This window comes from Paraburkholderia sp. (genome assembly GCF_047605525.1).
Lineage (GTDB): Bacteria > Pseudomonadota > Gammaproteobacteria > Burkholderiales > Burkholderiaceae > Paraburkholderia.
The window spans coordinates 48,314-70,200 of the sequence record NZ_JASGFN010000026.1; the positions used below are offsets into that span (position 1 = coordinate 48,314).

Consider the following 21,887-nt stretch of genomic DNA (forward strand, 5'->3'; position numbering starts at 1 on the left):
GTGGACAGGGCCGTGGACAATGCGTTGAGTTTTCAAAAAAAGCGAAACGAAACAACGGGGTTAGGCGGGGTGCCCGCGATGCGGGCAAGCTGTTTTGTCGCGCGGCTTCCCACTGGCGCGCCCGATGGCCGGACAAGGCCGGAGAATCCGCCGGGGGAAGCCTTGTTCGCGGGGTATTGTACTGATTTCAATCACGGCGGCAATTGACGGCGCGCGGAATTGGCCGTCCGGACAAGGCGCGGCGGGCGGCGGGCGCACGGCGGGCGGCGGGCGCCTGCTGTTTGCCCGTTTATGTTTCTCTTTGTGCCGTCGCGCAAACCGCGCCATGTTGTGCCGATGTTCGCCGATGCCGTGCCGCTACCGTACCGCTGTGCTGCGGCTTACTTACTTGCCGCGGTTTTCCAACTCGTCCCAGCGCTCCAGCGCGACCATCAGCTCCTCGTCGATCTCGGCGTAGCGTTCGGTCAAACGCGCGCCCTCGCGCGCATCCCTGGCGAACACCGAACCTTCTTCGAGCTGCGCGCCGATCGCTTTCTGCTCGGCTTCGAGCCCGGCAATCTTCTGCGGCAGCGCCTCGAGCTCGCGCTGCTCCTTGAACGACAGCTTCGCCGTGCGCTGCGTATTGCGGCCCGCGGCACTTTCCTTCGGAGCCGTTTCTTTCGGCGCTTCCTTGCTCGCCCCTTTCTGCGCTTCAAGCGCCAGTTGCTCCGAGCGGTCGCGCTGCGTCTGCCAGTCCGTGAAGCCGCCGACGTATTCGCGCCACTTGCCGTCGCCTTCCGATGCGATCACCGAGGTCACGACGTTATCGAGAAACGCGCGATCGTGGCTGACGAGCAGCACCGTGCCGTCGTAGTCGATCAGCAGTTCTTCGAGCAGTTCGAGCGTCGGAATGTCGAGGTCGTTGGTCGGTTCGTCGAGCACCAGCACGTTGGCCGGGCGCGCGAACAGCCGCGCGAGCAGCAGCCGGTTGCGCTCGCCGCCCGACAACGACTTGACCGGCGAACGCGCGCGCTCCGGCGAGAACAGGAAGTCGCCGAGATAGCTCATCACGTGCTTCTTCTGGCCGTTGATTTCGACCCACTCGCTGCCGGGGCTGATCGTGTCGGCGAGGCTCTTTTCCAGATCGAGCTGCGCGCGCATCTGGTCGAAATAGGCGACCTGCAGATTCGTGCCGATCCGCACGTTGCCCTCGTCCGGCGCGAGTTCGCCGAGGATCAGCTTCAGCAGCGTGGTCTTGCCCGCGCCGTTCGGACCGATGAAGCCGATCTTGTCGCCGCGCATCACGGTCGTCGTGAAGCGGTCGACCACCGTGCGCGAGCCGTAGCGCTTCGTCACGTCGGTCAGTTCCGCGACGATCTTGCCGGACTTCTCGCCCTGGCCGACGTCGAGCTTCACGTTGCCCTGCACGTTGCGGCGCTCGGCGCGCTCGTTGCGCATCTGCACGAGCCGCGCGATGCGGCCGACGCTGCGCGTGCGGCGCGCCTCGACGCCCTTCCTGATCCACACTTCTTCCTGCGCGAGCAACTTGTCGAACTTCTCGTTTTCGATGCGCTCGACTTCGAGTTGCTGCGCCTTGCGCGTCTGATACGCGGAGAAATTGCCCGGATACGACAGCAGCCGCCCGCGATCGAGTTCGACGATGCGCGTCGCGACGCGGTCGAGAAACGCGCGATCGTGCGTGATGAACAGCAGCCCCGCGCGCAGCGACACCAGCAGCTCTTCGAGCCAGCGGATGCCGTCGAAGTCGAGATGGTTGGTCGGCTCGTCGAGCAGCAGCACGTCCGGCTGCACGACGAGCGCGCGCGCAAGCGCGGCGCGCTTTTGCATGCCGCCCGACAGCGAGCCGATGCGCACCTCGCCGTTCAGGCCGATCTGCTGCAGCGTGGTGGCGACGCGCGTGCTCCAGTTCCACGCGTCGGCGGCATCCAGCGACGATTGCAGCGTGTTCATGCGCGCGAGCAGCGCGTCGTGCTCCGCGCCTTCGGGCGTGTCGGCGAGCTGATGCGCGACCGCGTCGTATTCGTCGAGCAGCGCGCGCGCCTCGGTGAGACCGGCGGCGACCGCGTCGAACACGGTGTCGTCGGCATCGAACTCGGGCTCCTGCGGCACGTAGACGGTGCTCAGATTCTGCTGCCGGGTGACGAGGCCGTCGTCGGGCCTGGCGAGATCGGCGACGATCTTCAGCAGCGACGACTTACCCGCGCCGTTGCGGCCGATCAGCCCGACGCGCTCGCCCGCTTCGAGCGAGAAATCCGCGTGGTCGAGCAACGCGACGTGACCGAACGCCAGTTGGGCGCCGGTAATGGTGTAAAGCGACATGGGAATGGGAGAAGACAGCGATGAGTCGGAACCGCTCATTGTACCGGGCGGGGCGACGACGGCGGGGATGAACCGGTTACGGACCGGGTATGGACTGCGTGAGTGCTGCGCCCAGAAAGCACGCGTGACGCAGCCGGTGCGAGCGGACGACGTGTGCGTCCGCCCGGCGCGTCAGAACGGCTTATTTCACTTCACGTGAACCGTGATCGTCTTGCTCATTTCCGGCCCATACGACCGATGCGCGCCGTCGCCGAATTGCAGCGTCAGCGTGTGGTCGCCCGGCGGCAGCGTCAGATCGGTTTCGGTCTGGCCCTTGCCGAAGTGCAGCGATTTGTCGGTCGCGGGGATCACCTCGCCCTTCGGCAGCGGCTTGCCGTCGATCAGCAGATGATGATGCCCGGTGCCCTCCGTCATCGTGCCGGCGGGCGCGATCTTCATGCCGTCGAGGCCGAACACGACATGCACCGGATTGCTGACGGTGGCGCCGTCGGCCGGTTGCACGAAGTACACGTCCGCGGCCTGCGCCACGCCGGATACGGCAATGAGTCCCGCCGCCGCCACTCCCGCCAACCACTTGCTTTTAAACATCGTTTTCTCCTTTCAGGAACAAAATCGGGCACGCGATGCCGCTGGCGCGCTCGCCTGAGGCCGATGTCGCACGGTCTGCGAAGCGCGCGGCGCACCAGTCTAACTAAATAGCTGCGGATCAAGCATACACGCTGTGTGTGACGATACCGCCCAGTGGGCCCGGCGACGTCCCGGACGCGTTGCGGCGACGACGCATCGGTCGTCCGGCGCCGAGTTGACGAATTCCGGTAATATTGCGGGTCGCCGCGCTGCCCCAAAAAGGGGCGGACCAAGCCGGCCGTTGGATTGAAGAGAGAGTGTCGTGAGTGAAGTAATCGAAGTGACTGAATACAAGAGCTGGGTCTGCCTGATTTGCGGCTGGATCTACAACGAGGAAGAAGGCCTGCCCGACGAAGGCATCGCGGCGGGCACGCGCTTCGCCGACATCCCGGAAGACTGGCGCTGCCCGCTGTGCGACGTGGGCAAGGCGGAGTTCGCGGTGGTGGAGTTTTGAGGCGGTTTTGCTGAGATGACTTGACGGAACGGGCGCGGTTTGGCGCACGTCGCGAGGTGACTAGGTTGGTCGTACGGCCCGGCAGGCGATGTTTGCCGGGCCGTTTGCTTTTGTGGGGATAGGCGCGCCGCCCTCCTTTTGCCGTGGCGGGTTTGATATACTCTGCGCTCGCTGGCGAATCCGGGCTCGACGAGTCTTCGTGGATTTGTCCGGTTTGGTCCTCTCCCTGTAGTTCAATGGATAGAACAAGTGCCTCCTAAGCGCTAGATGCAGGTTCGATTCCTGCCAGGGGGACCAGATAGCTTCCCAGCGTCACCCAAGATTGCCCAGAAAAGCCCCGTATGCCTTGCGCTGCGGGGCTTTTTGCTGCCATCATTGCCCACGTTTGCCCAATACAAACCAGATTCTTTGGGGGTATCGGTGGGGTTATCGCCGAATACCCCCAAAGTCGATACCCCCAAAGTCATGCCCAAGCAAATTGCACCGCTGACGGAGCTCCAGGTCCGCAAAGCCAAGCCAACCGAACAGCCTTACCGCCTTGCTGATGGTAAGGGACTTTACCTTCAGGTGATGCCGAACGGCTCGCGCTACTGGCGGATGAAGTACCGGTTTGACGGGAAGGAGAAGCTCGCCTCGTTCGGCGTCTACCCTGAAGTCAGCCTCGCTGACGCCAGAAAGGCATGCTTGGCCGCCCGGCAACTATTGACCGAGGGTACTGATCCGTCCGAGAAGAAAAAGGAAGTGAGGCGCGCGCGAGCGCTGGAAGCCGTGTCCACCTTCGAAGCGGTGGCGCGCGAGTGGTTCGAGTCACAGAAAGGGGGCTGGACCGAGGTCTACGCGGGCAAGGTGATCGGCTCACTCGAGGTCGACGTGTTCCCGAAGCTCGGAACGAAGCCGATCAAGGACATCGAAGCGCCGCACATGCTGGAGATCCTGCGGGCAGTCGAGGCTCGCGGCGTCCGAGAGACCGCCAAGCGCATCCTGCAGCGGTCGCGCGCGGTGTTCCAGTACGGGATCATGACCGGCCGGTGCTCGCGCAACCCCGCGGCTGACATCGATCCCGAGACCGTGTTGAAAAAAAGCTCGGGCGTAAAGCATATGGCACGCGTCAAGCCGGTGGAGATTCCGCAGCTCATGAAGGACATCGCCGGCTATCAGGGCGACATTGTGACCCGGCTGGCGCTTCAGTTCATGGCGTTCACGTTCGTGCGGACCACCGAGTTGATCAAGGCCGAATGGACCGAGATCGATGAGAAGGCGTCGGAGTGGAGAATCCCTGCCGAGCGCATGAAGATGCGCGACCCGCACATCGTGCCGCTATCTAAACAGGCTCTGGACGTCCTGAGCGAACTCAAAAAACTGAACGGCGCCGAGAAGTATGTGTTCCACAGCGTGCAGGGACGAAGCCGAGGCCCGATCTCGAATAACACCATGCTGTTTGCCCTTTATCGCATGGGCTACAAGTCGCGCATGACCGGTCACGGCTTCCGCGGTTTGGCTGCGACCGTGTTGCGCGAGCTCGGCTATAGCCGCGATGTGGTAGATCGGCAGCTCGCACACGCCGAGCGCAATCAGGTGACGGCGGCATACGTCCACGCCGAGTACCTGCCGGAGCGCAGGAAAATGATGCAGCATTGGGCCGATTATCTGATCGCTGCTGCAGCGTAAGCCTTCCGCAATTGAGGCAAATCGACCAGTCCGCGATCTACCAACTGGTCCCCGACCGACGTAGACAGGACGACCATGAAAACGATCGCAACTCTCCTTACTTTAGTAGTCCTCTCCGCCTGTGGCGGCAGTTCCGACACCCCGCCCGCACCGAAATTTGTGCCTTCCATCGGCCCACAGTTGCGCCCCTGCGAAACGACCGGCCCGACCGCTGCGGCGTGCCCGGCTTCCGGTCCCTGATGAAGCTCTACGTCACACACGACATCGCCGCCTCCATCCGCAAAGCGTATGCGGATTTCACGCACGTGCTTGTGAATCGCGGCTACACGACGATCAAGCCGGTCTTTTTCCGTAGCGGGAAGATCGCCGACCTGCCGGTCTATCAGTGGGCCTCGTGGGACAAGTCGACAGACGCTCAACTGAAACGCTGGCGCGAAAGCGGGGGCGTGCTGCTCGATCGCTACACATTTTCCGACAGGGCCGGCACGGCTGACGTGCTCGTCTTCGTCGAATGCCCGCTGACCATGAAACGCATCGTGCAGTCCGCGATCAATACGGCCGAATATACCGTGCTGCCCGTGCCACATACCTGGGCGATTCACCGGGAATGCATCGATCTGCGCACGCCGCCACCAGAAACTCTGCAAAAACTATGGAATATCTGTCGCGGTGCGCGGCTTACCGATATTGAACTTGCAGATATCTCGGGAATCCCGAGACAGCAGGTCATGTATATGCGTAAAAGCCTGAAACCTGTCGAAGAATGGCAGATCAAGCCGCGACTTGCTCCTGAATTCGCGGGATTCTTAGATGCATGGGAATGGGTTGATGGTGGTCGCATTGCCGGCAAAAAGGATGTGCGCACGGCTGGACATCGATCTGCAATCAAGGAAATGGCACGGCTTGGCCATATTGTCCTCGAAAAGTATCAGCAATACCCGGATAAGGAGCCCGATTGGGCTGTTCTTGAGAGGAAACGATCTCGAGCTATTGCGGATCTGGCCGAAGTTCAATTACTGGTTGAATCACTTCCCGACCATCTTCAAACGTGATTGTGGTCTGCCGGACCTGTTTTATACGCGGCGCGTTCTGATGATAAAGCTGATTCAATTCCGACAACGCATGTTCGATCTCACGATCGCTTGCAGCTACTGGCGCGCCGCCACGCAGCGAGATAGCTGCCTGTAGCTTGACCTTCGCCATCGCCGCGCTATCCTTGTGATCCATCGTGGCAAGACCGTGTAACTCTTCCAGGCCGACAACACGATATGCGCGCGTCAGGTCCGCGAGTTGGGTCTCGAACTGTTCAACGCTCATGCGTGAATACGACGGGTCGACCTTGACCTTTTCGATCGCCGCGGCAAACTGTTGAAGTTCCAAGGATGCGCGGATATATCGGTCGAGTTCCTGAGCGGTGCAGTCAAGCCCGCAGGCGGAAAGGAAGATGTCTCCCTTCGTCTGCGTGAGCGCATCCTTGATGGACTGCTCGGAGATCAGGCCGGCTCGAAAGGAGCGTTTCATTTCCGCTTGCGCTCCGGCAGGCGCTTCACAGGCTTACCGTGTTGCGCGTTGACGAATTCCTTGCCGACCTTTTTCGGGATGCCCAGTTTCGAGCGCCCTTCGGCTGCTGCGTGCATCGCACGGTTCTGCGCTTTCGATTTCATCGGCATGACGTTCTCCTAATAGCTCAGGCCTTTGGCGTAGCCCATGCGTTGCAGATCGGGCAACTGCTTCTTCAACCGCCCGACGCCGATGTCCGTGCGGTAGAACGGGCTGTTGGGGATCTTCACCTTCCTGATCGCGCTGTACGCGGACCGACGCGCTCCTGTGATCGTCTCGCCTGTGCCGGTGGCGATCAGCACGTAATCGCCCGCCGTGACCGGCCCCGGCAGATCGACGACTTTGCCGTTCACTTCGCGCGGCGCACTGCCCATCATGACTTCGGAAAAGTGTAGGTGCTCCATGTCCTCGGCGCCATAGATCGGGATGCCGCATAGCTCCTTGTTTGTGATCTTCGAGTACGGGAAGTCGGGCAGCGCCATCAGCACGGAAATGCAGACATCGTTCATGCGGATACGCAGCGTGTCCTTGCCCTGCAGCTTGTCGGCCATCCATTGCGCCGGGTCGCCCTCGATCAGCGCGGTGAGGTTGTGCCTGATCGGCCAGCCGTCGCGCATAGTCCATTCGAGCGGGAATGGTCCTTTGCCGTCAGCCGGGATCATGCAGTTCACATCGACATAGCCGACATAGCCGATCCGGTGCAGATGCTCCGTAGCGGGCTTGAGCACTTCGTCGGCCAGCTTCGAGCTTGTCACGACGCGCACTGTCGTGCCCATTTCCCCGGTATTCACGCCGAGGTCACCGTTCATAAGCTTCTTGTTTTCCCAGTTCTCGACCCAGCCCCTAGACCAGCCATCCGGGCCGAAAAAGCCGCCCACCGCCATCTCGATACCGTCGATCTTCTCCTGCAGGATGAAGCCATCCTTGCGCGCCGCCGCTCGGTATTTATCGATTTTCTTCCAGCGGCTGAGCATGTACACCATGTCGGCCGCGCTGTTGGCCACATACGACATTGCGCGCTCACCGTCGCCGGAAGGTTTGGAAACGAACGGTTTGCCTTCCTTTTTCACGTACGCTATAGCCGAGTCATAGTCATGGAAGGTTTTGCCCGGAATGATGCGCATGCCGCATTCTTCCATGACTTTCTGCCCGGCTTCACGGTCGAGTTCCCATTCGACGGCCGCCAGGTTGCAGCCGTAGATCGGGTAGCCAATGCGCCGGTAGGGTTCAAGCATTTCGAGGTAGCTGACGTTATCCGGTGTATAGATCAGGTCGGCCCAGCCGAGCCATTTGCGGCGCAATTCGTCATAGTCGCGGATCTTCGGCACGAATCCCTCACCGGCGTGGCGGTCCGTGCCGTCCGGCCGCGGTTTGTCGTACCACTGGCAATCGTGTCCATACGCCTGGCAGCGCATCAGCCAGTCGAGGCAGTTCGAACCAACATCGATCGCTAGAATTCTCACAGGAGACTCGCCATGTGGATTATCGCGCTATTTTTCGCCGTGTATTTTGCCCTCGCTATCGCTGGGGCACTCGTTGTTCCTGCTTTTCTGCTTTACGCATTCGTCGCCTAGCCACTGGCCAGCGCACTGAAGCTATGCCTTGTGCTCTGGATTCTGTCGATACCTGTTGCATTCATGTCTGAAGCTAAAAAGCACGGTCATTGAGGCGGTCTCTCGATCAGCATGTTCGTGACGCTGGGACTAAGACGGTTGTATGCGGCTGCCACCGGTGCAGTGAGCGCAGCCGTCCCCCCCGCAGCGATCGTGCCGACCGGGTGTGTGAGCAGGTTCTGCATCAGCGCACGCTCAGCAGTACCACTCGAGGGCCGTTCCTTCAGGAAGCGCTGCCCGATGTCCGCCAATGTGCCGAGGTCTCCGGCCGCGCCGCGTGCCATCGCCGTGCGTCCGGCCTGGTTGCGCGTCACCGCGCCGAGAAGGGCGGACGGCGCAATATCCCCGGTGGGCGACTTCGCGACGAGCGGTTCTAGCGTTTTGCCGACCGCGTACTGGCGGCGCGCGGTGTTGTAGCGTGCGAGCTCTTCGGCGTTGAGCTGCGAGACGAACTGATCCTGCAGATCGTCCTGCAAGTTGGAAAGTGCGTGCCGGAGGTCGCCGTTCTGCGTGTTGCGGATCTGGTTGTTGAGCCGGGTGTTAATGCGACGGAAAGCCTCGCCGGGCAGCACACCGCCTTGCGATCTATCCGTGATTTCGTCAGCGTAACCTCGCACAACGCGCTCAACATCCCCCGTCTGATAGCGCTGCGCCTCAGCCACGTGACCAGCGAGCCGGTTAACGAGATCCTCATCGAATGGCACGTCGTGGCCGCCGGCAATCTCACCGATCGTTTCACCTGCACGCGTCATCTGGCGATTGAACACCTGCCGCGTGAGCCTGTTTCCTTCACCGCCCAGCAGATACACGAGCTGGTGGTTGAACATGTCCTGGTTGTGCTCCCGGACGGTCTGCCCGACGAACGGATTGTCCTGCGCGAGCTCACCGGCCTGTCGGGCATACTTGTTCCCGTAAACCATATCCGGCGTGAGCCGAAACCCCAGTCCGTGAGCTTGCCGCGCGAGCTGCAACGTGCCCGGATCGACGTCGGGCAGCGTATTTGCCGCGGCACGAGCTGCGCCGCGCCCGACGGCATTTGCACCAGCGCGCGCAGCTCCCATCGCGCCTTCGCCAGTCGCGAGCACGCCGCGCGGCACTTCAGGGATTCGGGCCAGCAACGCGCCTTCGACCGGCAGGCCAGCGAGCCTGCTTGCGTCGAAACCGCGCCCCAGTGCTTCCAGATCGGCCCGGCCGGCTTGCGTGCGCGGCTGGTAGGTCAGCCTGTTCGCGAGTTCGACGCCGGCCTGCTCGCCCTGCTGGATCCCTTCCTGTGTGCCATATTTGCCGCCCGTAAGCGTTTTGCCGATGCCGTACACCTGACCTGCAACAGATGCGGGAATTGAGGTCGCGACGGATAGACCGGCTTCGCCGAGTCCCAGCAGCTTGTTCGCGATGCTGTCGGCGTGTTCGGGCCTCAGGTTGGCAGGCGGCGGGGCAGCTGGCGGAAGACGGTCAAGAGGCGGCACAGCGCCGCCCGACGCTGCCGCCGAAGCGCCAGAAGATCCACCGAGTCTTTGCTGGAGGATCTGGAAAGCCTGTTCCTTTGTCGCGCCATCAGGGCCCTGGACGTCATAGGTCTTTCCCTCCGGCGAGGTGAATGTGAACGTCGGCATGTCACTTCTCCGTCACGGACCAGCCGGCCGGTAGACCACCACCCGGAGGCGGCGGATTCGCCATCGGCTTGCCGCGAGTGACCGCCTCGCGAAACTCCGAACGCACCTGTCCCGGCGAAGCCTGAGCCGCCGCCATTTCCCGTTTCATCATCGACACGACCGACGCGTACTGCTCCGGCGTCTGTGCCGTGTTCAGCATGTCGCGTGCGTGTTCCTTGTCGCTCACGGTCGGCGTGCCACTCGGCGACACAGCACGCGCGTACGCATTGATGAGCGAGTTCGTGGCCGCGCCGAAAGCGACGATCTTCGGATCGCCGGTATTCGTCTCGTATGCTTGTAGCGCCTTGTTCGCCGGCACAAACTGCGAGCGCGGTACCTGTTCCGATGCCTGCTGCGCGATGTCGGCGAACTGGCTCGCCTCATTAACGGCCATGCCGGCCTGCGCGGTGCGCGTGCCCAGCGCACGTTCGCCGGATTTGATGCCTTCGAACTCGGCGACGGACGCGGCCAGATCCTTACCGGTCATGCCCTGCGCCTCGGCCTGCTTGCGCACTTCATTGCGCAGTGCAACGAGATTTTTCGACCCCTGAGCGCCGCGTCCGAGGTTCTGCAGCACGGTGCGATCGCCTGCCAGATACTGCTGGGCCATGAACTTCAGATCGTCCGGATCAAGCGCCGCGTTCGGGTCGCCCTGCAAACGCGCGTTCAGCGACTGACGTTGCAGGCCGATCATCTGCGAGCGCAGCGCCATCGAGTCGGCATGCGCCTGCTCCCGATCGGCGCGATTCGCGGCATTGTCTTCGGCACGCTGACGCAACGCGTCGTAACGCTGCTGTAGATTTGCCATCTGCAATTCACGCGTGAATTGCTGCTGCAGTTGCGCGGCCTGCGCCTTGGCCTGCGAGTCGAGCACCGGCATCAGTTGCCCGAGTCCCGCCATCAGATCAGCACCACTGAGGCCCTGATCCTTCAGAACTTTCACGGCAGTGTCAAGTGTAAGCGGACCAGATTGCTGCTGTTGCTGCGCCGGTGCGGCAGGAGGCGGAGCGGGGATCGCCCCCGGCGTGGCCTGCGCCGGCGACGCGGTCGTTGGCAACGGGCGGAAAGGCGGAACACCCTGCGGGGGCATCGTTCCCTGCGTGCCGCCCGGCGGAATCGGTGGGCGATTCACCTGACCCGGCACGGGACCAGACGGCATCGGTACGCCCGCGCCAGCGGCTTGCGGAGCGGGTTGCGCTGGTTGAGACGGCTGACCCGGCGCGGGTGCCTGCGGCGGTGGTGGAAGCTGTTGCTGACCGATCAGTTGCGGCAGCGCGTTCCCCGCCGCGGCGAGTGCCGCCTGCTGACGCTGACGGTCCTGCTGCTGTTGCTGGAACTGGGCGAGCTGGATCTGCGCATACTGGCGTTGCAGAAAAAGATTCTGTGCCTGCTGCGCGCCACTCATAGCGGCATCGTAGTAATTGACCGGACCTGCCATGACTTACCTCACGACATCGTGAAGCCGTACGAATTTCCGCCACCGGAATAGTACGGGCTCGATGTGAATGCGCCGCTGAAGTCTCCGCTGCCGTAAGAACCTGTCGTGCCACTGAACAGATTGCCCAGACTGCCAGCATTCTGATAGGCGGTTCCCAGGCCGCCTATCGCACTCGATACTGTGCTTCCCAGACTTTGTGCATTATTTGTGGCGTTCTGATAAGGAATCGATTGCGCGCCCTGACCGTAGTTCATGTACGGAATGATCTGACTCTGTATGCTCTCGGCCGGTCCGTACAGGTTGGAGTTGAGATACGAACCATAGGTGCTTGCAAGGCTACCTGGCGTCGCAGCGAGCGACTGCGCGGTGGTATACGGCAATTGTCCGGAAAGCAGCGCATAACCCGGCGCGGACTGCGCCTGGTTACTCGCTAGCTCACCGTACTGACCGGCTACGCCCGCAGCCTGTCCATAGGCCTGCAGGCCCTGCGTCGCACGCGACAACTGGTTGTTCTGCCAGTCGATATTGAAGTTCGACAATGCCTGATTGGCGACGCCCGCACCAGCCGCTGACGAGCCCAGTCCGTACATCGAGTTCGTTGCGCCGGTCTGATCCTGCAACTGCTGCACCGTGCGGTTGTACAGTGCGTTCTGCGGATCGAGCGCAAGGTTATAGACATTCTGCCCGGCAGAAAGCAGATCACCCTGCGTAGCCCAGTTGTTGTTCGCCTGACCGTTCAGCGCACCCGCAAGGCCGGCATAGGTGCCGGCTGCCGAATTGGCGGCGTTCTGGTACTGCGCGCCATACTGGTTGGCTGCATTGAGACCGGCCGTTTCGCTATTGAGCGCGATCTGGTTCTGATAGTTCGCATTGTCGTAATAGGTACCCTGCAGACTGCGCAGCAGTCCCTGCCAGGTCTGGTCGGCATCGCTGAGCCCGGTCGGCACGTAATAGCTCGGCCCACCGCCGGAGACGGACGGCGACATGGCGCTTGAGATGGCGGAGCCAGCAACACTACCGACTACGCCTGCAACAGCTCCCCATGGCATAGATCACCTTTTAATCAGCACTTCATCAATCTTTTCCGGGTCCGCGACATCCGTCGCGTGCACACAGAACCAGACGATGTCCGTAAGTGCCCTGATCTTATGTTTATTTCCCGCCTTGATCTCGATGACGCACGGGCCGTGATGAACCGACATTTCGCCCTCGAGCTCGACGATTACAGAACCCGCGCCCAGGATTCCGAAATGGTCATAGATGTGTTCGTGCGTCTGAACTTCATGATCGGCGGCAAGGCACATTTCCCGCACGTACACGCCGGCGGAAAAGTGGTGTTTGACTCCAGTGTCGATCGCGAGTGGCGTGAATGCCTGCGGTGTCAGCAGGCTCATCGTTCGCACCGGATACAGGTAATCAGCGTGATGCGATCGGTATCGCCTTCATTGACCACTTCATGGTCTTTCGTGTTATCGAAGTACCATACCTCGCCTGGCGCCATCGCGACGCGTTCATCTTCGACACGATTCCAGCACTGCGGATTGGATTGCAGCACAACATAGAGCTTCGTGTTGTAGTGGCGTACATGCCAGTTATCGTCGGCATGCGGCAACACGCGGCCACCCGGCGGAATCTTCGTAATCATCACACCACCGAGGCGCGTGCCTTCGACGCGCGCCATAAGACCGAACACGATCGGCCGTACCTGTGGCAGGGCGTACCATTCCGGATAAAAAATCGCATCGTGCGGATCATTGAAACCGGTGTAATCGCCCTTTGCCTTGTACGGCTTCTCGTCGTTGTAACGCAGCCAGATATCGGATACGTCGGCATGGGGAGAATCATCGGGCGCTGTGCGCGCCGTGTGCCGGTTCCACAGGTTAGGCTGGCGCGCGAGCGCGAGAAGCAGTGGCGCGGTATCGATACCCGCGGCGATCCTGACAAGATTTCTCATGCCGCACCCTTGATGCGTTCCGCAACGTGCAGGCCGCCAAGACCCAGCATGCCGAGTGTGAGCGTCGACAGCTCGCTGAGATCCATCGGCGGCAGATTGATCGGATGGCCGATAACCGCAGCCACAGCATTGGTGAGCGGTTGCAGGACAAAATTCCAGGCGTAGCCCGCCACGCACACCCAGCCCATACCACCGCGCCAATGCTGCAGGGGGTCGGTGCTTTGCGCTTCGGCCTGATTGATGCTCATCTGACCTTGCACCATCGCCAGCACTGCTGCCAGTTGCTGCTGCTCCTGCTGCGTCTTGTCCGGCCAGATTCGTTCGACGATGCTCGAGGCCAGATCGAGGCCTGCGGTAATCGGATCAAGTGCCATCATCGGCTCCCAGTGCGGCCTTTGCCAGTTTCCAGAGTGCGAGCCGGTCTTGCAGACCGTTCACACCGCCGTTTATGCGCTTCGTGATCGTGGTGAAATCTCCTTGCTCCGCGAGTTGGCTCAACCCGTGGCTCGTCCAGAACCACGCGGCTGACAGTGACGCATTGCCGGGTTCTTCGAGCAGTTCCGGATGGGAAATGAGATCCATGCCTAGCGCGTTTGCGCACCGCCGGTAATTCGCCCGGCCCGTCACCTGAATCAGGCCACGACCGCGAAATCGGAAACCGTCCCCGCGCTCGGTGTTACCCAGCTCGGTGGCTTTCTCCGACTGAGGCTCGTATAGCTGCTGGGTCTTTGTCGGTCCCCAGAGCTCCCGCACGTACACGAGGCGGCCAGATTCGTGGCCTACCTGTGCAATAAACGCCGCCTGGCAGACTGGCCCCTCGATCGAATAGAGCGCCATAGCAGCGCTCAGGGGATCCGCCCAGATCCGCGCACGCGCCATTGGCGCATTCAGGCAGGCAGCCAGAACTTCGGGTGTCATACCTTGCCGATAGCCTGCAGGATTTCCTGCACCTTGTCGGTCGTAGCCTTCGCGGCGTCTTCGACGATCGTGGTCAGCGTGGCCTCGAGCGTCGAAAGACTCTGCGCCTTGCCGTGCAGATCGACGAGCGCGGCGAGCTTCTCGGGGATCGAACGAGTGTCCGTCACGATTGCGTTGAACTCGCTTTCGATACTGGTCCAGATACTCATTGTCTTTCTCCTTCAGGAATTGATGCGGGCCTTGAACCATGCCCATAAAGCCAGACCAAGAACAACCACAACGGCCCACAGCCCTTTTTTGGCCATCTCGCCACGTAGCTCCCGATAGAATTGCGCGCGATCTTCCGCTTTTCTGATGATCGCCTCGTGGTAACGACGGTGACCGTCCCAGTCACCATCCGGAAAAGCCTTATGCAGGTCATCGATCCGGCGGATCGCTTCGTCGACTTTCCGGTCGGTGACCGCATGACGCGTCACGTTTTCCGCGTGACGATCATCCAGATCCGATTTGAGCTGGCCAATCGCATCGACTATTTCCCGATGGCCGTCCACGCTTTTCCCCGGAATATCAATAGCGCACATCCTCCGTCTATTTCCCGTCGTGCGAAATAGCGTCGATCTGCTGCGTCTGTCCGGCATCAACTGCCGGGGCAGCTCGCTGCACAGTGCGTACGGCGGAATTGAGCACGTCCTGCCGGGCCGTGATCTCGTTCCGGGTCGATTCCACGGCAGCCTGTACGCCGCGCATATGGCGCGATGCTTCGATGAGCAACATGGGCAGCCATCGGATCGAGCAGTCGAACTGGTCCACCGGCTGGCCCGTCTGTGGATGTGTGCCGAGCATGTGCGTCCAGAACATGCAATCCGCCTCGATACAGGCTTTCTTGAGAAGCGGGCACTTTTTCATGACTTTTGTGCAATGCACATCGTGATGTACTGGAACTGCTGCGTGATGGTATGAGTGTGGCCACCACCACCACCCGTGCCGCCATCAGTCGTGACGATCTGGGCATTTCCCGCGATTGTCGACTGGGGCCCTGAGTTGCCACCTGAACCCGCAAACATCGCAAAACTGTGCGTATGCGCCGGGATTTCCGCGACTGTCAGTGAGTGACTGTCTGATGCCCATCCAGCGGAAACGAATGACAGATACCCCAGACGGCCCGACGTGTTGATCTGACCGCCTGATGGGCTATAGAGGCAGGTATGGTTATTGATGGTCGAATCGGTAACCCATCCAGTGGGAGCCGTTGCCTGATGGAAAGACATCCGCGTGCCGGATGGCGCATCCAGTGTGCCGGCCGTCGAATAGTTCCCGGCCGGCTGCGCGCCGGCATTCACGGCATTCACGATAAAATTCAGGTCAGCCATGACCTGTGAAGCGTCGGCTGTCGTGCCGTTGGTCAGTGTGACCGGTAAAGCCCCAATGATCGACATGGTTCACCCCTGATTCGTATAGCCGGTATTCGCGTAGCGTGCGTAGAAAGTGCCTATCTGAACCCCTTCGGAAGATGTCACCTGAACATCGATTGCCATCTTCTGGAAGACCAGCGCCGAGGTCCATGGAATCGTATATACGTGCGGAATACTGAAGCTCGAAGCCCAGTTCGCGGCGCCCCACAGAAAGGCGCCCCACAACGACCCGGAAGGCGGTGTCTGCACGAACGTCGAACCGAGTGAATTGTTCTGGTCGTCGTATGCAGTGAGGTTGTAGACCGTCGATAGCCCCGACGACGACAGCTCGATCGTCGATTCCACGACCTGCACTTCCGCCATGCTGTTTGTCTTCGGGAATGTCGATGAGCGCATATGACCCGTCAGCGCAGCGCCTGCGTCATTGAAGGCGCTGTTCGCGTTCGGGATCGTCGTGCTCACGAAGAGCGCGGCGCCCTGGGAAGCAGACGAAATGACGAAGGCGTTACCGTACTGCGCGGCGCAATCGTACGGAAACGAGTGTGGGCCGGTCCAGCGCTTGCGCCGGATGTCGTACCAGTAATCGTTAGTCTGCGGCTGGCCCTGAATCAATGTCGGTACGCACACGCGATAGATATTGCCGGCGAACGATGCGGCGATGCGCGACGGCTGCGTGGTGTTCTGGAATGGCACCTGCAAATCAGCGGGAAAATCCATTCCCGGCCGGCTCGACAGTGGCACGAGCGTGCCGAGGAAATTCAGAATGTACGGCGCGTCCTGTCCGGCAAAGAAAATGCCGAATGGCCCCTGTACGATGCTGCGCGGCGCGATACATCCGGTGGTCAATGTAATGTAATTCAGCGCCAGATTGTTCGTTGTGGGGTCTCCGGTTACCTGCCAGATTTGCGAACCCTTGAAGATCACCAACGCGCCGATGACGCCCGCGGATAGCGTCTGGACCGGTAGACCGGAAAATGCAGCAATCAGCGTAGTGTCGCCCACAGTCACCGACTGGGATGCGTTCGTGCGCGTAAGCGGTGCAAGCACGTCGCTGAAATAACCGGCGTTGCCCACCGCGAAGTATGCGCGGTTGTTGTAGTTGGCAACTGCGGTCGGCACGCCCGGCAGCGGGTTCGTCGCGAGATTCGAAGACGACCATGCTGGCGCGGCCGGATTGCTGATGTCAATAACTCCGAAGAAGTTAGAGCCCGATCCGTTGAACCCCGGATGCGTAATCAGAATCTTCGTGCTGACGACCGCCACCGTAGGCGGGGTCCACGGGCCACTCGTCGATGGGGATGTCGGTGTATTGGCCGCCGTCACCCCGGAAATCGTGATGAACGTATTTGTCGCGATATTGTAGGCGAACGGTTCGTCGTGCCCAGCGTTACGCGCGCTCGACACCATACCGTAGACAACGTTACCGATGAGGGTATAAACAGAAACAAACGTCGGCGACGTGAAACTGGAAAACGTGGTCACGGCGGTGCCCACGCCGGGGCGAGACACGACGAGCTCGGGATTGGCCTGGTCGAATACGAGATTGCTCAGCAGCTGGCACGCACCCGGGAAGGCCTGACTCGCATCGAACGCGTCACAGAGCCCTTTCGGCGTGAACTGGACTGGTTTGCCGTTGCGGATTGCCATGACGGCTCCTAGTCCGTGATCTTCGTAGGCTTGAGCGTCCGGTTCGTGTGGAAACGCCGCGGATCGAGCCGCACGGACTTGACGACGGCCTGCTCGTCGCCCTCCATAATCAGATGCATACGCAGCATCGCTTCGCACTGCGCGCGCCACGATTCCTGACGGGTATCGTCCGACTCGCCCATCAATTCGACGGCTGTTGCCTTGATGAGGTACTGCTGGTCGGAGAACCACGGGATGACAGTCGATGTTTCCGGCGCAGTGATATCCGGCTGCTTCACCATGTATCGGTGCGTCAGCGTGATCTGTCCGGACGACTGCGGGTAGATGTACAGGCTGCCGGCCGAATTCGCGGCCTGCGCACTCGTTTCGTCGAGCAGGATCGTCATGAACTCGTACGGATAGTTCGCGATCGACGGATCCTTGAATTCCTGATCCCACTCCTCGGTGGAAATCGGGTGCAGGAAATAGGGCAGGTTGTTCTGTTCGAAAAACAGATCGTACGTGCGCAGATAATTCAGCGGCAGCGTGAACGGGCCGTAATTGTTCGCCTGCACGGTGACGAACTCCGTGACCCGGTTGATTTTCAGGTCACGGTGCAGCCACAGGTCTTCCAGGACCATGTTCAGATAGATGCCGCCCTGCTGGATGAAGCCGGGGCACTTGGCAATCGCGCAAGCGCGCGCGACGATCTGCTGGGCCTGGAGATAGGCCATGTCACACCCCGGCGCGCGCGTCCGCGATCTTCTTCTGGGCCTTCCCGATCTGTTCGTCGACGCCCTTGATCTGCAAAGGATAATTGCGCAGGTTTGCCTGTTCCTGACTCGGCAGGGCCTTCGGCGTCTTCTTCTGCCGTTCCAGAAGATCGAGGTAGGCGCGTTCCATATCCACCTTGGCCTTTTCCAGATGTTCAAGCTGGGCTTCGAGCACCGGAATTTCCATCAGACGCTGCTGACGCTCAAGCGACGAGCGGCACACATCCATGCGCTCGTCGAGCGATTCCCTCGACTCACCCGCATAGACGTATCCGCTTACCGATAGCTGCGCGCCATTCGGCGCGGGCAGCGTAATCGAGAAATTGCCAAGGACGGCCGTAACTTCCTGTGAGGCCTGCGTAAGATCGGACATGGTTTTCCTTTTAATGACGCGCCCAGGTGGGCACTGCCCCACCGCCCAGCACCTTCATCTGCTGCTGGCGATACGGGTTGAAAGCGTGACCGTTGATGTCGTTCTCATGGACCCACGTACGGGCAACGATCTCCTTTACCGCGCGCAGCGTATCCGTGTCGAACTTGTACGTCTCGCCGTGCAGATACGGCTTGCCGTTGATCTTGATATCCGTGCCGCCACATGGTGCCAGATCGATGCGATACCACCACAGATCCGTTTTCCCGTCATCGGCCTTCCCAGCGAAGCGCTCGACGACCGACGAGGTAAGTAGCGACGACTGCGCCTGCGCGGAGAGACGTGCCGATTCCTCCTTGGCCAGATCCTTTGCCGCGGAGAGCTTTTCGTTTTCCGATTCGAGCGCCTTGATGCGCGCGCGCAGTGCTTCGGCGCTTTCTTCCTGCGGCGGCAGATCCGTTTCCTGATCGATGTCGGCAAGCTGCTCAGGAACCGGCCTTTTTTCCGGTTCCTGCGGGTTGCGTGGAGGCATCAGCTACTCCTTATGGCGTGGTGATCGTGCCGCCCTGGTAACCCGGGCTGAATGCGGAGCCGCATTCAACGCGAGCCAGGAAGGCCGTGTTGAGCAGGATCGAGCCGTAGAAGACTTTCCACGACACGACCCGCGTCTGGTTCAGCGGGTCCGACTTGTCAGCGCCGGTCAGGTAGTGGAACTCGGGGTTTTCGAGCAGCACCTGACCATAGCTGTGATTGCCGATGAAGAGCACCGGGAACACCGATACGCCGTTCGCCGGCGCGGCCGGCGGCGTCTGCGTGACACCGATACCCGTGAGCGTGACGGTCTGACCCGGCTGCAATTGCGTAGCCTGACCGGCGAGCACACCCGTCACCGGCACGCCATTGCCGATCGCGGTGGCGAGGTTCGACGGGTTGGCGGTCGTGCCGATATACACGTTGAAGATGTAGTTCGGGAACGACGGCAGCGTGACGGCGATCGAGCCGGTCGGGCCGGTTACAGCGATCGAATTCGAGACCTGATAGATCGTCTGTTCAACCGAGGTTAGCGCCGGCGCGGCGGTCACCTGGATGTAATACGTGCCCGTCGCGAGCTGGCCGCCTGAAGTCGATGCCGTGCCGTTGATCTGTGGGCCACCTGTCCAGTACGGCATCATGTTCGTTTCGCAGAAACGGATGCCACCGAAGTCGCCGAGTTCGTTGTTGTACAGGCGATTCACATCGCTGTACGCCCAGGCCTGCTGGACCGACGAGTTCTCGCGCATGTCTTGCGCGGAGAGCGGGTGGATCAGCGCCACATAGTGCTGCTTGACGCGCGGCGTTTGCGACGGGTCGCGGTATGCACCCGCCTCGATCATCATGTCCTCGCGCTCGTCGCCGTTAAAACGAGGCACGCCGTATGTCGCCATCGAGCCGAAAATGCGGTTCGATTCGTGAGGCGACATGACATTCGATGCGGTCAACGCGGCGCGGTTGGCCACGGCGCCGGCGTAATTCACCTGCGGCGCGGAGAGCAGGGTATTGAGTGTATTACGTTCGAGCGTTTCCGGCATCTGGATCGACACGAGCTCGCAGGCCTGCTGAAAGAGCGGATGCTTGATCGTGAGATTTGCCACGTCGGTGATGATGACGCGATCGCCCCATTGCTGGGCCGTGGCGCTGACCTGTTGTAGCGTCATCGCTTCGCCCGGGGGTGCCACACCTTCCTGCAGCGGCGCGTATGGCAGCGGCAGACGCTGGTAGCGCGAAGCGGTGTACGTCGTGCCTCGGTTCGTGTCGAGCTTCAGCGGCTTGCCGAACTGGTAAGCAACGAGCTGGCGGCGCGCAAGCGGCTCGACCTCTTCCTGAATGTACGCTTCAACGTCAGCCGTGAAGCTCGACGACTGATTCGTCACGCCCGGAAACAGAAGGCCCAGCAGGAGGGCCGGTTTGATGGTGCGCATGGTTTCCCCTTGCTGGTCAGATGTTCACGTTCTCCAGCCGCGCAACGCGCTTCTGGTGTTCAGTTGCGCCGCGCGCGGCGGGCACATTCGAGCGCACCGCCGGTGACTTCCCGCGCGGCACGTCGGCTGCTGGTGTCTTCACTTTCGCCTTGGCCTTCAGCTTGCCTTCGGCGATGTCCTTGCCGAGCATGTAGAAATAGACCGCCTCACGCGATGCGTTGCGGCCTTGTCGACGTTCTTCGGCGACGGCCTGCTCGACGCGATCGGCGTATTTGGCGCGACGTGGATCGGTCGAAGCGCCTGCCTGAAACTGCGTGCGGTCCGCCATGTCCTGCGCCTGGAACATCGCCCGGCGTGCTTCGGCCTGAGTTGCGCGCAATGTGCGATTCGCGTTGATCTGCCAGCGCTCGATATCGGTGATTTCGGACGAGCGCAGCCGTTCTTCCTCGCGCTGGAATTCCGCATCGACCGGCGGCGCGCCGGTGGATTGCTGCCCCTGATCGACGAGACGTCCACGCCGTTCGACTTCCGCCTCGAGGCGCGCGAGACGGTCGGCATCATTACCACGCGCGACCGGTGCCGGCACATCTTCAATGAAATCGATCTCCAGCTCGTCGTCGGCTGCCGGATCCGAAGCCGAAGCCGGATCGTCGACTGCGCCAGCGGGATCGTCTACCGGTTCCACGCCATCATCTTCGGCACCGGGAAAGAGGAACGTAAGCAGGCGTTTCAGAAGTGGGTTCATTTTCATTGCCACCGCACGAAAAAGAGTTCGTATGTTTGACCGCTCAAATCCGCGCCCGAAATTTGCTGGATTTCGTCTGCAATGGAAACGACCTGTTCAAACGAGGAACCAATGACGTTGTGTCCATTGAAATCAAACACTCCGATATCGCCGACCTGAAGACCAGGCACGCTAATGGAACCTGCTCCCGTATTGCCGTTAAAAGTCGCTTTGACGAATACAGGCGCGCTTGTGACGACTGTTGACATGAGAGATCCTTAAGCGTTGCCCGAGCCAACGGCCTGAAGCACTGCCGTCGCAGCGCCGGTGATGGTGACGATAAAGTCTCGGAACGTCGCTGTTGCGAGCGTCATCGTGCCGGCGAGTGTCCAGCCGGTATTGGTCGTCATCGTCAACGTCTGCGTCGTTGCCACATTGATTACGCGCAGTTGAAAACTGATGCCGACCGGATTGTTCTGGACGACAGAAGGCAGCGCGGCGATCAGCGCGGCAGCGGTCGGCAGTGTTATTGCACCGGCTGCTCCGAAAGTGCCGGTGAACGCCAGGAAGTTTTGCGCTGCTCCGCACATTTCCTGTGCGGTCAATGTCTTTGAAGCGGTTGCGGCGTCCGCGAAGTATCCGGTTTCCTGGAATGGATTCATACCGAGAATCGCATTGACCAGACCGAGCTGATCGGGCAGCGCGCCATTGTCCGGCACATTCGGTGTATTGCCGGCGCCGACGGCCGGGAAAATAAGACCAATCAGACTAGCGAGGCGGGTTTTTAGCACAATGATCTCCTGCTCAGGGCTGCAAGTGTT

General features: G+C 61.0%; 27 protein-coding genes and 1 tRNA gene. 4 read left to right on the plus strand and 24 right to left on the minus strand.

Annotated elements, in window-relative coordinates:
- Positions 1 to 384: 384 nt before the first annotated feature.
- Together QM685_RS29655 and QM685_RS29660 are read right to left on the minus strand one after the other, a co-directional pair.
- Positions 385 to 2,319, minus strand: a complete 1,935-nt coding sequence (locus tag QM685_RS29655) for an ATP-binding cassette domain-containing protein (RefSeq protein WP_415122307.1) — start codon at positions 2,317 to 2,319, stop codon at positions 385 to 387.
- 186 nt (positions 2,320 to 2,505) lie between these two features.
- Positions 2,506 to 2,907 carry a DUF4399 domain-containing protein gene (locus QM685_RS29660; RefSeq protein WP_415122141.1) on the minus strand — a complete coding sequence of 134 codons (402 nt, stop codon included), beginning with the start codon at positions 2,905 to 2,907 and terminating at the stop codon, positions 2,506 to 2,508.
- Between the two features lie 301 nt (positions 2,908 to 3,208).
- On the opposite strand from QM685_RS29660, the gene QM685_RS29665 reads away from it, so the two are divergent.
- From QM685_RS29665 to QM685_RS29680, 4 genes are all read left to right on the plus strand, one after another.
- Positions 3,209 to 3,400, plus strand: coding sequence for a rubredoxin (locus QM685_RS29665; RefSeq protein ID WP_415122143.1), 192 nt, complete (start codon positions 3,209 to 3,211; stop codon positions 3,398 to 3,400).
- 222 nt (positions 3,401 to 3,622) lie between these two features.
- Positions 3,623 to 3,697 (plus strand) — tRNA-Arg (locus QM685_RS29670).
- 168 nt (positions 3,698 to 3,865) lie between these two features.
- Positions 3,866 to 5,068, plus strand: coding sequence for a tyrosine-type recombinase/integrase (locus QM685_RS29675; protein WP_415122145.1), 1,203 nt, complete (start codon positions 3,866 to 3,868; stop codon positions 5,066 to 5,068).
- 239 nt (positions 5,069 to 5,307) lie between these two features.
- Positions 5,308 to 6,120: a hypothetical protein gene (locus tag QM685_RS29680; protein ID WP_415122147.1), complete on the plus strand. Its 813-nt coding sequence runs from the start codon at positions 5,308 to 5,310 to the stop codon at positions 6,118 to 6,120.
- Here the strand turns inward: QM685_RS29680 and QM685_RS29685 are convergent.
- From QM685_RS29685 to QM685_RS29790, 22 genes are all read right to left on the minus strand, one after another.
- Positions 6,056 to 6,589 (minus strand): hypothetical protein, encoded by a 534-nt coding sequence (locus QM685_RS29685; protein WP_415122149.1) that lies wholly within the window; start codon positions 6,587 to 6,589, stop codon positions 6,056 to 6,058. The genes QM685_RS29680 and QM685_RS29685 overlap by 65 nt on opposite strands.
- Complete coding sequence (locus tag QM685_RS29690; RefSeq protein ID WP_415122151.1) at positions 6,586 to 6,738, minus strand: hypothetical protein; 153 nt, start codon at positions 6,736 to 6,738, stop codon at positions 6,586 to 6,588. Before QM685_RS29690 ends, QM685_RS29685 begins: the two co-directional genes overlap by 4 nt.
- Positions 6,739 to 6,747: 9 nt before the next feature.
- Positions 6,748 to 8,091 (minus strand): hypothetical protein, encoded by a 1,344-nt coding sequence (locus QM685_RS29695; protein WP_415122153.1) that lies wholly within the window; start codon positions 8,089 to 8,091, stop codon positions 6,748 to 6,750.
- A gap of 197 nt (positions 8,092 to 8,288) precedes the next feature.
- Positions 8,289 to 9,854 carry a hypothetical protein gene (locus QM685_RS29700; RefSeq protein ID WP_415122155.1) on the minus strand — a complete coding sequence of 522 codons (1,566 nt, stop codon included), beginning with the start codon at positions 9,852 to 9,854 and terminating at the stop codon, positions 8,289 to 8,291.
- A 1-nt stretch (position 9,855) separates the two neighbouring features.
- On the minus strand, positions 9,856 to 11,331 hold the full coding sequence (locus QM685_RS29705) for a hypothetical protein (protein WP_415122157.1): 1,476 nt from the start codon (positions 11,329 to 11,331) through the stop codon (positions 9,856 to 9,858).
- 8 nt (positions 11,332 to 11,339) lie between these two features.
- Positions 11,340 to 12,317, minus strand: a complete 978-nt coding sequence (locus QM685_RS29710) for a hypothetical protein (protein ID WP_415122159.1) — start codon at positions 12,315 to 12,317, stop codon at positions 11,340 to 11,342.
- 66 nt (positions 12,318 to 12,383) lie between these two features.
- Positions 12,384 to 12,725, minus strand: a complete 342-nt coding sequence (locus QM685_RS29715) for a hypothetical protein (protein ID WP_415122161.1) — start codon at positions 12,723 to 12,725, stop codon at positions 12,384 to 12,386.
- A complete protein-coding gene (locus QM685_RS29720; protein WP_415122163.1) occupies positions 12,722 to 13,285 on the minus strand; it encodes an aspartyl/asparaginyl beta-hydroxylase domain-containing protein in 564 nt (187 codons plus the stop codon). The genes QM685_RS29715 and QM685_RS29720 overlap by 4 nt, the downstream gene beginning before the upstream one ends.
- Positions 13,282 to 13,662 (minus strand): 3TM-type holin, encoded by a 381-nt coding sequence (locus QM685_RS29725; RefSeq protein WP_415122165.1) that lies wholly within the window; start codon positions 13,660 to 13,662, stop codon positions 13,282 to 13,284. Before QM685_RS29725 ends, QM685_RS29720 begins: the two co-directional genes overlap by 4 nt.
- Positions 13,649 to 14,203: a glycoside hydrolase family 19 protein gene (locus QM685_RS29730; protein WP_415122167.1), complete on the minus strand. Its 555-nt coding sequence runs from the start codon at positions 14,201 to 14,203 to the stop codon at positions 13,649 to 13,651. The genes QM685_RS29725 and QM685_RS29730 overlap by 14 nt, the downstream gene beginning before the upstream one ends.
- Positions 14,200 to 14,412 carry a hypothetical protein gene (locus tag QM685_RS29735; protein WP_415122169.1) on the minus strand — a complete coding sequence of 71 codons (213 nt, stop codon included), beginning with the start codon at positions 14,410 to 14,412 and terminating at the stop codon, positions 14,200 to 14,202. The genes QM685_RS29730 and QM685_RS29735 overlap by 4 nt, the downstream gene beginning before the upstream one ends.
- A gap of 12 nt (positions 14,413 to 14,424) precedes the next feature.
- A complete protein-coding gene (locus QM685_RS29740) occupies positions 14,425 to 14,784 on the minus strand; it encodes a hypothetical protein (protein ID WP_415122171.1) in 360 nt (119 codons plus the stop codon).
- A gap of 7 nt (positions 14,785 to 14,791) precedes the next feature.
- Positions 14,792 to 15,109 carry a hypothetical protein gene (locus QM685_RS29745; RefSeq protein WP_415122173.1) on the minus strand — a complete coding sequence of 106 codons (318 nt, stop codon included), beginning with the start codon at positions 15,107 to 15,109 and terminating at the stop codon, positions 14,792 to 14,794.
- On the minus strand, positions 15,106 to 15,639 hold the full coding sequence (locus tag QM685_RS29750; RefSeq protein WP_415122175.1) for a hypothetical protein: 534 nt from the start codon (positions 15,637 to 15,639) through the stop codon (positions 15,106 to 15,108). Before QM685_RS29750 ends, QM685_RS29745 begins: the two co-directional genes overlap by 4 nt.
- A gap of 3 nt (positions 15,640 to 15,642) precedes the next feature.
- The gene (locus QM685_RS29755; RefSeq protein WP_415122309.1) at positions 15,643 to 17,262 is read right to left on the minus strand and encodes a hypothetical protein; all 1,620 of its coding nucleotides are present in this window, start codon (positions 17,260 to 17,262) and stop codon (positions 15,643 to 15,645) included.
- 8 nt (positions 17,263 to 17,270) lie between these two features.
- Positions 17,271 to 17,975, minus strand: coding sequence for a hypothetical protein (locus QM685_RS29760; RefSeq protein WP_415122177.1), 705 nt, complete (start codon positions 17,973 to 17,975; stop codon positions 17,271 to 17,273).
- 1 nt (position 17,976) lies between these two features.
- Entirely contained in the window at positions 17,977 to 18,387 is a 411-nt protein-coding gene (locus tag QM685_RS29765) for a hypothetical protein (protein WP_415122179.1), read from the minus strand.
- Positions 18,388 to 18,397: 10 nt separating this feature from the next.
- Positions 18,398 to 18,916, minus strand: a complete 519-nt coding sequence (locus QM685_RS29770) for a hypothetical protein (RefSeq protein ID WP_415122181.1) — start codon at positions 18,914 to 18,916, stop codon at positions 18,398 to 18,400.
- A 10-nt stretch (positions 18,917 to 18,926) separates the two neighbouring features.
- Positions 18,927 to 20,342, minus strand: coding sequence for a N4-gp56 family major capsid protein (locus QM685_RS29775; RefSeq protein ID WP_415122183.1), 1,416 nt, complete (start codon positions 20,340 to 20,342; stop codon positions 18,927 to 18,929).
- Positions 20,343 to 20,358: 16 nt separating this feature from the next.
- Positions 20,359 to 21,087, minus strand: a complete 729-nt coding sequence (locus QM685_RS29780) for a hypothetical protein (RefSeq protein ID WP_415122185.1) — start codon at positions 21,085 to 21,087, stop codon at positions 20,359 to 20,361.
- 2 nt (positions 21,088 to 21,089) lie between these two features.
- Positions 21,090 to 21,335: a hypothetical protein gene (locus QM685_RS29785; protein ID WP_415122187.1), complete on the minus strand. Its 246-nt coding sequence runs from the start codon at positions 21,333 to 21,335 to the stop codon at positions 21,090 to 21,092.
- Positions 21,336 to 21,344: 9 nt separating this feature from the next.
- Positions 21,345 to 21,857 (minus strand): hypothetical protein, encoded by a 513-nt coding sequence (locus QM685_RS29790; protein ID WP_415122189.1) that lies wholly within the window; start codon positions 21,855 to 21,857, stop codon positions 21,345 to 21,347.
- Between the last annotated feature and the right edge of the window lie 30 nt (positions 21,858 to 21,887).